This is a genomic window from Fulvivirga sp., from assembly GCF_040220315.1.
GTDB lineage: Bacteria > Bacteroidota > Bacteroidia > Cytophagales > Cyclobacteriaceae > Fulvivirga.
Genome location: NZ_JAVJUY010000400.1, coordinates 1 through 10915, shown reverse-complemented (window position 1 = coordinate 10915; position 10915 = coordinate 1). Strand labels below are relative to the sequence as shown.

At 39.3% G+C, this 10915-nt stretch carries 9 protein-coding genes; 3 read left to right on the top strand and 6 right to left on the bottom strand.

Features of this window, described 5'->3' with window-relative positions:
* Together RLO81_RS20570 and RLO81_RS20565 are read left to right on the top strand one after the other, a co-directional pair.
* The coding region (locus tag RLO81_RS20570; RefSeq protein WP_350116399.1) for a helix-turn-helix domain-containing protein at nucleotides 1–455 on the top strand (455 nt) is incomplete at its 5' end.
* Between the two features lie 54 nt (nucleotides 456–509).
* Entirely contained in the window at nucleotides 510–1361 is an 852-nt protein-coding gene (locus tag RLO81_RS20565; protein WP_350116397.1) for a TlpA family protein disulfide reductase, read from the top strand.
* Nucleotides 1362–1383: 22 nt separating this feature from the next.
* Here the strand turns inward: RLO81_RS20565 and RLO81_RS20560 are convergent, their stop codons facing one another.
* From RLO81_RS20560 to RLO81_RS20535, 6 genes are all read right to left on the bottom strand, one after another.
* A complete protein-coding gene (locus tag RLO81_RS20560; protein ID WP_350116395.1) occupies nucleotides 1384–4257 on the bottom strand; it encodes a type I restriction endonuclease subunit R in 2874 nt (957 codons plus the stop codon).
* Nucleotides 4257–5795: a Fic family protein gene (locus tag RLO81_RS20555; protein WP_350116393.1), complete on the bottom strand. Its 1539-nt coding sequence runs from the start codon at nucleotides 5793–5795 to the stop codon at nucleotides 4257–4259. The genes RLO81_RS20560 and RLO81_RS20555 overlap by 1 nt, the downstream gene beginning before the upstream one ends.
* Nucleotides 5796–6067: 272 nt before the next feature.
* Nucleotides 6068–7225, bottom strand: a complete 1158-nt coding sequence (locus tag RLO81_RS20550; protein ID WP_350116391.1) for a restriction endonuclease subunit S — start codon at nucleotides 7223–7225, stop codon at nucleotides 6068–6070.
* Nucleotides 7222–7785 (bottom strand): GIY-YIG nuclease family protein, encoded by a 564-nt coding sequence (locus RLO81_RS20545; protein ID WP_350116389.1) that lies wholly within the window; start codon nucleotides 7783–7785, stop codon nucleotides 7222–7224. The genes RLO81_RS20550 and RLO81_RS20545 overlap by 4 nt, the downstream gene beginning before the upstream one ends.
* Before the next feature lie 11 nt (nucleotides 7786–7796).
* Nucleotides 7797–9356, bottom strand: coding sequence for a type I restriction-modification system subunit M (locus RLO81_RS20540; RefSeq protein ID WP_350116387.1), 1560 nt, complete (start codon nucleotides 9354–9356; stop codon nucleotides 7797–7799).
* 154 nt (nucleotides 9357–9510) lie between these two features.
* The gene (locus tag RLO81_RS20535) at nucleotides 9511–9678 is read right to left on the bottom strand and encodes a GreA/GreB family elongation factor (RefSeq protein ID WP_350116385.1); all 168 of its coding nucleotides are present in this window, start codon (nucleotides 9676–9678) and stop codon (nucleotides 9511–9513) included.
* Between the two features lie 234 nt (nucleotides 9679–9912).
* Here RLO81_RS20535 and RLO81_RS20530 point away from each other — a divergent pair, with 234 nt between their 5' ends.
* On the top strand, nucleotides 9913–10818 hold the full coding sequence (locus RLO81_RS20530) for a sterol desaturase family protein (protein WP_350116383.1): 906 nt from the start codon (nucleotides 9913–9915) through the stop codon (nucleotides 10816–10818).
* The last annotated feature ends 97 nt before the right edge of the window (nucleotides 10819–10915 follow it).

The following is a 10915-nucleotide window of genomic DNA, read 5'->3' as shown; positions in this document are numbered from 1 at the left end:
CTGTTAATTTTATTTACTTCCGTGGATTGAGTTATCCTGAAATTTTTAATGAATATGTCGCCAGAACTAAAACGCAGAAATATGCAACTAGTAAAACACAAGAAGTTGATCTGGCTGAAAAAGCCCACCAGATAAAGCAGTATATGGCAACAGAAAAACCATATTTAGATTTTGAGTTGAACTTATCGGATCTGGCCGACCGCCTGGAAATGAATCCACGAGAATTATCACAGCTTATTAACGACCAGCTAAAAATGAATTTTTACGAGTTTGTGAATACCTACAGGGTAGAAGAGGCCAAGCAACTTCTTAAAAAATTTAGCACTTCTGAAAAGCGCATTAATGAAGTGATGTATGATTCCGGTTTCAGCTCCAAATCTACCTTCAACGAGATTTTTAAGCGCACCACAGGGATGACACCCAAAGAATTCAGATCGCACACCCAAAAAAAATAGTCCGGACACACGCACACGTACTTTTAAAGGTTCATTTTCAACCATACTTGCTGTATGAACAAGAAAATAGTAATGTTATCGCTCAAGTCATTCCTCCTGGGGTTGTTGGGAGTTGTAGTGACTGCCCTTTTTCTGTACTTCGTTACACTTGACCTTCGTTGGATGGTACTGCTACTCACCGGCTACTATTTTGGATTAGGCTATTTCATTTTCTCAAAGTCCGAAAAGCCAATGGTGGCTATCTGTGCTGGTGTTATAAGCCCCATGCTCTTTCTGTATTTATTACTTGGCGAATTGCCCGATTTATACTTTCTCATACCCTTAGTGGTGATGGTAAACTTCCTCGGCTATTGGGTAAACGCGAATGGCACAAGCAAACTCAAACAACTAGCAGTCTATTTCTTAGTGGTTGCCTTGGCGGTTGGCAGTTTTAAAATTATTCCAACGCTAGTACAAAACCAGTTAGTAAAAGTGATAGACCAGCCCGCACCAGACTTTCAGTTCACTGATTTGGGCGGCCATGTAATTACAAAAGAACAACTGCAAGGGCAGGTTGTGGTGCTCGACTTTTTCGGTACGTGGTGCAAACCATGTATTAAAGAGTTAAAGGAGCTGGAACCTATCAGGGAAAAGTACAGCGAGGTAAAATTTTATGTAGTGAGCACTGCGCAAGGTGGCGACACCATTGAAAAAGTACGGGCCTTTTCAGAAAAAAGAGGTCGAGGCTTCACCTTTGGTTTTGATGAAGGCGGCACCATGCACCAATCATTTAAATTTACCGGTGTGCCTGCACTGGTGATTATCGATAAAAAAGGCAACATGCGCATGAAACACGAAGGCTTTAACCCTTCAGAAGATATCGCTTCGGCTATTACTAGTTTGTTGGATGAGCTTTTGGAGGAATAGGGGGAAGATTTTAAAAAATAGACTACCCCGTCATACCCATTACAAATACCTGAACAAATTCCTTCATTTTTGAGATGATGCGTTCGCCTATTGCTCTTGCCTGTAGTACGCTAGGGCGATTGTCCAAGCACTTGAAAACATCATCTCTAAGGGGTTCTTGTTCGCTGTAGATGTAGGTATCTATTAATGCTTTAAATTGTTCTTTATCCAAATGCTCCTCCTCACAGAGCTTGTCTAAGGCCAAAACCTTCTGATCTTGCCAGTACTTCTCAAACTCATCTGAAATCATATCTGCATTGGCAATCTTTGGAAGGTGTTCTTCGATAAACTTCTCAATCAACTCACGTTTGCTTCTCAACTCCATCTCATTGCTGAGCATATCCAGAATCTGTTTCTTCTGCTTCTCAGCTTCACTTGTCTTGGCTGCTTTAAGTTTGGCTAGTAACCTAATGATATAGCTCACATTGATCTCATCTCTATGGATTAGCTCCAGCTCAAAATCTACATCATTAAGTATGGATTCCTTTTGCTTAGCCGTATCACTTTTCACCTTATCATACAGGTCAAGGTACTTGCTTTTATAATCTTCAAAAGCCTGCTCCGTCATGGGCAAATCATCCCAGCTAAAGTCTGTGAATGAGGTCAGTACATTCTTCACCCTCATTAAGGCTCTAAAGGCTTGCACAAAGGCCATTTCATCCTCCTCTGTGAGTAGATCATCTACACTTCCAACAGTTGGTGCTACCTTGAGCAAGTCGGCAAATGCATTGCTGAACTTCCTTACTATATCTTCATAAGGTGGTAGAATGATCTCCTCAATTGCCTCTTTATTAGAGAACAAAGTAATGGCATCATCAGTAGCCTTTTTAAGGTTTCTGAAGGCCAATATATTTCCTTGAGACTTAGTCTCATTGATGATCCTGTTGGTGCGGGAATAAGCCTGTATGAGACCGTGATAACGAAGGTTCTTATCTACATAAAGGGTATTGACCATCTTGGCATCAAACCCCGTTAAAAACATGTTTACTACGAGTAGAATATCTAATCTATCACTATCCGGAAAGTCTTCTTTTTCACGGTTCTTTAAACGCTTACTAATGTCTTTGTAATAGTTCTCAAACTGCTGGCTGTCTTTGGTGGTAAACTTGGTTTCATACATCGCATTATAGTCTGAAATAAACTCCTCCAGCTTATCTCTTGTGTGACTATTGATGTATTTGGCCTTTGGTTCCGCTGCCATGGATAACTCCTCATCTCCTGGTAACATGCCCGTTGCATCAGGATCATCTTCATTTACTCCATAGGTAAAAATAGTGGCTACTCTCAGGTCATGTTTACCCTCTTCCTTTTTCTTTTTAAATAGATCGTAATAGGTAATGAGGTTTGGTATTCCACTGACAGCAAAAATAGAAGAGAAGGCCTTTTTATGTGTTTTGGTAGGATGATAGTCTATGACATAATCCACTATCTTCTCCAGACGTTCGGGTGAGTCGATTACCTCTGATTTATCAATGTCCTCGACCTCAATATCTATGAGGGTATTTCCTTTTTGTTTGTACTTACCGACATACTCTACACCAAACTTTAGTACGTTCTGATCTCTGATAGCATCTGTGATAACATACTTGTGTAAACACTCCCCAAATAGGTCTTTGGTGGTGCGCTTACCTAAGTTGTTCTTAGCAGCATTTTCAGCAAAGATTGGGGTACCAGTGAAGCCAAACAATTGACTGTTTTTAAAGTAGTTTACAATGCGTTGATGTGTGTCTCCAAACTGGCTGCGATGGCACTCATCGAAAATGAAAACCACCCGCTTATCTCTAAGCTTATCCAGTTGTTTTTCGTACCTGGTTTTAGATATCGCATTGTTCAATTTCTGAATGGTAGTGAGCACCAGCTTCGTATCATCAGTGAATTGTTTAACCAGAGAGGAGGTATTGTCCGTCACGTCTACACTGCCTTTTTTGAAGCTGTTAAACTCATTCATGGTTTGGTAATCCAAATCCTTACGATCTACCACAAACACTACCTTATGCACCTCAGGTAAGTCCATTACTATCTGGCTAGCCTTAAAGGAAGTAAGGGTTTTGCCTGAACCTGTAGTATGCCAAATGTAGCCGTTATCTGTGGTGGTTTTTACATGATTAATAATGGCCTCCACCGCATAGTATTGATAAGGCCTCAATACCATCATAATCTTATGCGTCTCATTCATGACTACATAATGGGCAATCATGTTACTCAAATGGTCTTTGGATAGAAAAGTATCTGTAAAAGCTGGTAGCTCACTTACTCGTTTATTATTAGGCTCAGCCCAGAAGAAGGTCTGCTTATAGGTCTCAAGTCTGTTATTCGCCAGGTACTTAGTGTTTACGCCATTACTAATTATGAAGAGCTGTACATATTGGAATAGACCATTATTACTCCAAAATGATTGACGCTGATAGCGGTTGATCTGATTGAAAGCCTCCTTCATTTCTATACCCCTACGTTTCAGTTCTACCTGAACCAATGGGAGACCATTAATGAGTATGGTTACATCATAACGGTTCTTGTAAGTACCCTCTTGAGTTACCTGATTGGTAACCTGAAAAATATTTCGATCTCGCTGCTCACTATCAAAAAATTGAAGGTAGATAGTGTCTCCATCTTCTTTGGTTAATGCATATCGATCTCTGAGCGTTTTAGCCTTCTCAAATACATTGCCTTTAGCCAAGTGATTTAGGACTTGCGCAAACTCTTTATCACTAAGCCGTATTTTATTAAATGACTCTAACTGCGTTTTTAGATTTGATAATAAGGCCGAAACATCAGGAATAGCTACACGACCATACCCCAACTCAGTGAGCTGTTTGATGAAGTTATTTTCTAATATAGCTTCTGGCTGAGTGGTCATTATTTGTCTCTGAAAATAGATTTATAATTTGATTCAATGTCCAATACTTCTGATTCTGTAAGGGAGGCAAACTCTTCATCTCTTGCTCTCTTTGAAAGTTTTCCATCATTTTGATCGAGAAACCTTACTAATAATGAAACTAGTTTGTCCGGCATTTCATATTCATCATCAAGATACCTTTTAAACTCATCATAGTTAGTTAAGTAATCTACTTCCTTTGGAATAATGTTTTCTATTGTATCCTTAACACAATCATAGAGAAATTCGGCTTGTTTGGTTGCATCAAAAAAGCGGTAGTAATCGAAAGTATCGTTCAATACTTTTACGTTATGATCTTCTGTTTCTTCCCATTCAATAAAGTCTAGTAAGGGCTGTGAATATGCTTCTAAAACTAGTCTGTAATCACCTATATGGTCTAAAATGGATGAGGATATGGGGAATATCATCCCTTGTTGGGAGAACCTCTTTTTAGCAAGAACATGATGGATTAAGTAGCGGTGAATTCTTCCATTGCCGTCTTCAAAGGGGTGAATAAATACAAAACCAAATGCGATTATGGTAGCTGCGAGTACAGCATTCATTTCACTTTTTAAAAGTAAATCATTAGTATTTAACAGTCCTGTGATCAATTTATCCAGGTCTTCCCATCTGGCAGAAATGTGTTCGGGAATTGGTTCGGCTGATGATCGGTCATGTTCACCAATAAAACCTCCTTTTTTACGAAAACCCATTTCAATAAATCGTGCACTTTCAATGACGATTTGTTGTAATCTGAGTAATTCTTTTTCAGACAAATCCTTAGTGCCTGCCTGCCCAATGGCGCTTCCCCATCTGGCTGCTCGTTTACTTTTCGGACTTTCACCTTCAATTGTAAATGAAGCCTTTGAATCTTTTAGAAGTAAGAATGCGGACGTTCTTTGGAGTATATCTTTTCGCAAGCCATTCAAATAGCCTTCTGTTTTTTTAGCATAATTCTCGGAAATGAATTTTTCTAATTTTACCGATTTCCGAATTAATGGACAATAATTAATTGTTCCGGGTAAATTGTTGACAATACGATGCCTTGGTGAGCTTTTCCCTTCTATAGCATACTGTACCTTTTCATCTATTAGAGGAACGTAATTTTTAATGGTTAAATCCTGAATAGCCAATTGTTTTTGCATTAGCCATTCATAAAGAAACCAGATTTTACGGCTGTATTGACCTGTTGGTTCCAATTGTAGAATTGATAATACCTCCTTCTCAGATAGTTTATCAAACAGCTTCTTAAAGAACAAAAGGTTTAAGCCTTCATATTTTAATGCGAATATCAAATGCTTGTATAAGGTGTCATCAAAAGCATTTCTTGATGAGAACACCCGCCAATGATGCTCACTATAGCTTCGTCTTTTGTCACTTACAAGGGACAATTGCTCCGGTAAAGGCATGGCCAATTGGAGCTTTTCTATGATAGCACCATAACCCACTAATGTGGCCTCCTCAGGGGCTTGTCTTCCGTGTAAAACAGTTACTCTAAGCGAAAAACGATTGCTGTTCATTGGTTTTGCTAAAAAAACATTTTCCCTAAATGTAGTGTAAAAATGGGTATATCTTCGGAAATATAGGTATAAATATTGTTTTAGTTGGAAAAATGGGTTTATAGGTAATGGAAAAACAGGTTTTGCGATGGAAAAACAGGTTTAAAATATTCATATGCAGGAAAAGCAGGTTGTAAAAGCTAAGTGACACTCAAAATGGTGAGAAAAACAGGCGCATGTCAAGAAATACGTGCGCATTTTGACAATATTTAGGAAATACATGCGCATATCTTTCATACAAACATCTGCTGCAACAGCCCTTTTTTAAAGGTTTGGGTTTGGGTTATTTGTTGGTTTACCTTCTCAATTTTATCATCAATAGAAGAAAGATAATTGCCTATTTTAACCTGTTCCTCTTTGGAAGGAATATTAAATCTAATTTTAGACATTTCCTTTTTACTAATCTCCAAGAATGTAGAACCCTGCGACTTTCGAATAAATACTTTCTTATTATTCTTTATCAAATAGTATACAAAATTTGAATCATTTTTATCGCTAACTATTATCGATTGAAATCCTTGATTCGTTGTTGATTCCTTTAATGCAAAGCTCACCTCAGCTATAGTGGCTCGACTAGTAAAGAGAATTGTACCAATCGGAAGAAGTTTTGCCGAGGATTTTAACAAACCCAGATTGGTTATTTTCCTTTCGCTGTCCTTTACTGTTCTTTGTCTTATTTCTGTTGGTGTAAACCAATTGATATCACCATTCCAATACTCATTTATATTCGTTTCTGGTGTGCCACCCCCTTCAATAATTGATATATTACCCAACCTCTTTTCCTCCCACTCGGGAAAGTCATTACCATTCTCATCCTTAAAGCGGATTTCTTGGGAGAAGAGCTTTTGCATCACGCCTTTTTTGTACTGCTCCAGCAGCTCCTTTTTGCGGGTTAGTTGTTGGATTTTTGTATCGACAGCACTAAGGAAATCAGCTATTTTTTTCTGCTCCGGGAGGGAGGGTACAAATGTTACAATTGATTCAATTGTTTTTTTTGAAAGACTTGGAACACCTGACGCCTCATTATGTTTGTACCAATTAACTTTTTGGAAGATATTGTAAATGAAGTAAGGTTCGCATTCTTTGAATGAATGAGTATAAAAAAGAGTATCAACAGTCCAGAATTTTCCATTAAAATAGAATGGTTTATCTATTGAACCCTTCCTTCCAATAAATACTGTTTCACCTTCGTATAATGCTTCGTTTACTTTGGTCATCAATCCACCAGTTCCGAACACTGGTATATCACCACTCTTCAAATGCTTATAATCTCTACCAGATCCAATTTTCAGAAGCTCATTAATCTTTCTTTTAAACCAGACTTCGTCATGACCTTTAAACCTCAATTTAGGAACCCTTTTCACCTGTTTTTTATCTACTGTGGTGGTCATGGTTGAGGGGGTTTGGGGTTGTTGTCTTTGGAAATACGGGCTTCGAGTGCCTCAGCCCTCAGATTTGCGTTGTTGTCTGAGGCTCTCTGTTCGCTGGCTGAGGCTCTCGAAGCTAGCGTTTCGGGATCTGCCTTAGTAAGCCGCCCTTCGAGGACCTCAGGGCTCAGTTTTGCTTTGTTGTCTGAGGCTCTCGAAGACAACATTTCGGGATCGTTGTTAGTAAGCCGCCCTTCGAGAACTTCGAGTTCCTCAGCTTCCACCTCAGGGCTCAGGTTTGCCTCAGGGCTCAGATCGCGATAAGCGATGGCCAACTCTGGCAGCTTATGATGTTCATCATTAATCAATGCCTCTTTTTTCTTTCTGCTCCAGCCTTGCACTTGTTTTTCACGTTCAAAAGCCCAGTCGATTCTGGGGTAGCGTTCATAATACACCAGTTTTACAGGAAGCCTTTTTTTGGTGTGTTTTGCACCTTTGCCGGACTGATGTTGCTCCAACCTGATCTCCAAATCTTTAGTGCTTCCTGTGTAGTAGCTGCCATCGCTACACAGCAATATGTACATAAACCCCTGCATTAAAACGGACTTTTTATTCCCAGTTCATTGCAATAATTTCTTATTAGCTCATCAGTAGCCTGCATTTCCTTTTCAAGGTTTTGAAGTTCGTTTGCCACTGCTTCTATATCCACCGGTTCTTCTTCTTCAAACGTATCTACATAACGGGGGATGTTGAGGTTATAATCATTCTCAGCTATTTCTTCCAAGCTGGCTACATAGCTGTATTTATCTTCTGTCTTGCGATCTCGGTAGGTGGTGAGAATTTTTTCAATATCCTCTTCACGCAAGTAGTTTTGGGTCTTCACCTTTTCAAAATGTTGGCTTGCATCTATAAACAAGATATTGTCAGGATTCTGGCGCTTCTTCCTCAAAACCAAAATGCAAGTCGGTATACTTGTGCCGTAGAAGATGTTAGCAGGCAAGCCAATCACCGCATCCAGGTAATTGCGGTCTTTAATCAAATACTCTCTAATATGCCCTTCAGCTGCTCCACGAAACAAAACCCCATGCGGTAATACACAGGCCATAATGCCATCATCAGCTAGCTGATGTACCATGTGTTGCACAAAAGCAAAGTCAGCCTTACTACTTGGTGCCAGTTTACCATAAGCAGAGAAACGGTCGTCATTAATCACGGCATTGGGGTTCCAGTTGGCAGAGAACGGTGGATTGGCTACAATGGCCTCAAAGCGCATGTCAATATGCTGTGGATGCTCTAAGGTATTATCATTTTTAATATCAAACTTGCGGTAGTGTTGCCTATGCATGATCATATTCATGCGGCATAAGTTGAAGGTAGTAGGGTTCATCTCTTGTCCGTAGAACTTACCTACTTCTATCACATTTTTAGCTACCCTAAGTAACAAAGACCCAGATCCACATGTGGGATCATAGACACTTTTTAGTCGTTTTTTACCATCCGTAACAATGCCTGCTAATACAGCACTTACTTGCTGAGGGGTATAGAACTCACCCGCTTTCTTACCAGCACCACTGGCAAACTTACCTATGAGGTATTCGTAGGCATCACCTAATACATCGGCCTCCGTATCTTCCAAATGAAAGTCAATGGCATCTAAATGAGTCATTACTTTCACAATTAATTCATTCTTAGCATCAACAGTCTTACCGAGCTTTGAGGAGGTCAGGTCTAAGTCTTCAAAGAGGTTTACAAACTCCTCCTCACTTTCTGTACCCATCGTACTTTGCTCTATGTGGTTAAGCACTTTGGTAAGATCATCCAATATAAACTTGCTTTTACCTTCCCCATTGCCTCTTTTAGCCAGCTCATGGAACAATTCTGAAGGTTTGAGGAAATACCCTCTGGCCTCTAGTGCCATATCTTTTACAGCATCTAAATATGGCTGATGTTCTTTTGAGTTTTCATCTAACTGATCATAGGTAAAGCCGTCCCTCTTAAGTATTTCATTAGCATATAACTCCATGCTACGGCTGAGGTATTTGTAAAATATAAATCCTAGAATATAATCCCTAAAATCATCGGCATCCATCTTCCCTCTAAGGGTATCAGCTATATTCCATAGCTGCTGCTCTAGTTTTCTTTTTTCTTCGGTCATCCTGTTCTCAACAATTCTAATAAGAGTTTAAGATACTGACTACTGTCGATTTTCGATAAATTATTAAATATTATATTGTCAAAATGATGTAATTAAGTGTAGAGTTTCACATATCAGTGATTAACTTTACGAATGATTTTGTACAGTATTGTTCTCATCTCCCATACTCAATCCCTCTAATCTTCCACACGAACTCAGCGGCCGGGGGTTTTACAATGGCTTCATCAACTACTCTTTTGTCTAACAAGGCTTTGGCCATAGGGGAGTCCATCAAGATATAGTCAGGGTTGCCAATAAGTTCTTCGTACTCCACAATGCGCATTCTTTTTTTGTTGTAGTGTTAATCGGCATTTCAGCGTTGGTTTGCTAGTTGTTATCATACAGTTATATAAGGTTTAAACTCAACTTTTAAGTGATCAATCTGGCCTCACTAGAATAGCCAATAATAAAGCAGACACAATCTTTTGATCCTATAACTATTCATGCTTTATTGTGTTAATGAGCTTACGGTGCGTAGTATTGTGTATTAAATCAGCCATCATTATAAAAGTCTAATTTGAATCTTGAATTTGTCAATCCGTTAGTTTGGGGTGTTCCTTTATTCATAGTTCTGGTTTTAGTAGAACTTACGTATAGTCACACTCACGATAAAAAGCTATATCAGTGGAAAGACCTGCTGGCAAGTTCAGCGATGGGCTTAGGGTCAGTTTTAATCGGCCCACTAATTAAACTCATTTCTGCGGCTACCATTTTTTATGTAGTGTACGAGCTTTTTAACCCTGAAGTAAATGGCGTGCGAACCAATATTATGGGTTATGAGTCGTTCGGCTGGGCTTGGTATATCTGGCTGATATGCCAGTTTTTAGATGACTTTACATATTATTGGCTGCACCGCTTTAATCACACTGTGCGGTTTATGTGGGCGGCACATATCGTACACCATTCATCCAAAAACTTCAATTTCGGTACAGGTCTGAGAAATGGATGGTTCACCCTTTTATATAAGCCACTTTTTTACATGTGGTTGCCTGCTATTGGCTTCCATCCGGAAATGGTATTGGTATGTTTAGGGATTGAAGCGTTATGGCAATTTCAGTTGCATACTCAGTTTGTTCCTAAACTGGGCTTTTTAGAAAAATTTCTGAATACACATACACAACATCAGGTGCACCATGCTAAAAATTTAGAATACCTTGACAAAAACCATGGAGGCTATTTAAACATTTTTGATAAACTCTTCGGAACCTGGAAAGAGCTGGATGAGAATGTTGAAATTGAGTATGGTGTAGTTCATGACCCTGAATCTTATAATCCTTTAGTCATTGTATCTCACGAGTATGCCAACATTTGGCGCGACATTAAGAAATCGAACAGTGCGTATGAGGCATTTATGTATACTTTTGGAGAGCCCGGCTGGAGCCCCGATGGTTCTACCAAAACAGTGAAACAACTACAGCGATAACGACAGTTACAATTCCAACCTTTTCGCGTGAAGGAGTGTCTTAGACAAAAATAAACGCACAAAAGATGAAACTTAATTTGTTCACCCTTGCCCTCAT

Bases quoted from the DNA above. Each gene is read 5' to 3' on its own strand.
- RLO81_RS20565 (WP_350116397.1), top strand. From the start codon at position 510: ATGAACAAGAAAATAGTAATGTTATCGCTCAAGTCATTCCTCCTGGGG.
- RLO81_RS20560 (WP_350116395.1), bottom strand. From the start codon at position 4,257: ATGACCACTCAGCCAGAAGCTATATTAGAAAATAACTTCATCAAACAG.
- RLO81_RS20555 (WP_350116393.1), bottom strand. From the start codon at position 5,795: ATGAACAGCAATCGTTTTTCGCTTAGAGTAACTGTTTTACACGGAAGA.
- RLO81_RS20550 (WP_350116391.1), bottom strand. From the start codon at position 7,225: ATGACCACCACAGTAGATAAAAAACAGGTGAAAAGGGTTCCTAAATTG.
- RLO81_RS20545 (WP_350116389.1), bottom strand. From the start codon at position 7,785: ATGTACATATTGCTGTGTAGCGATGGCAGCTACTACACAGGAAGCACT.
- RLO81_RS20540 (WP_350116387.1), bottom strand. From the start codon at position 9,356: ATGACCGAAGAAAAAAGAAAACTAGAGCAGCAGCTATGGAATATAGCT.
- RLO81_RS20535 (WP_350116385.1), bottom strand. From the start codon at position 9,678: ATGCGCATTGTGGAGTACGAAGAACTTATTGGCAACCCTGACTATATC.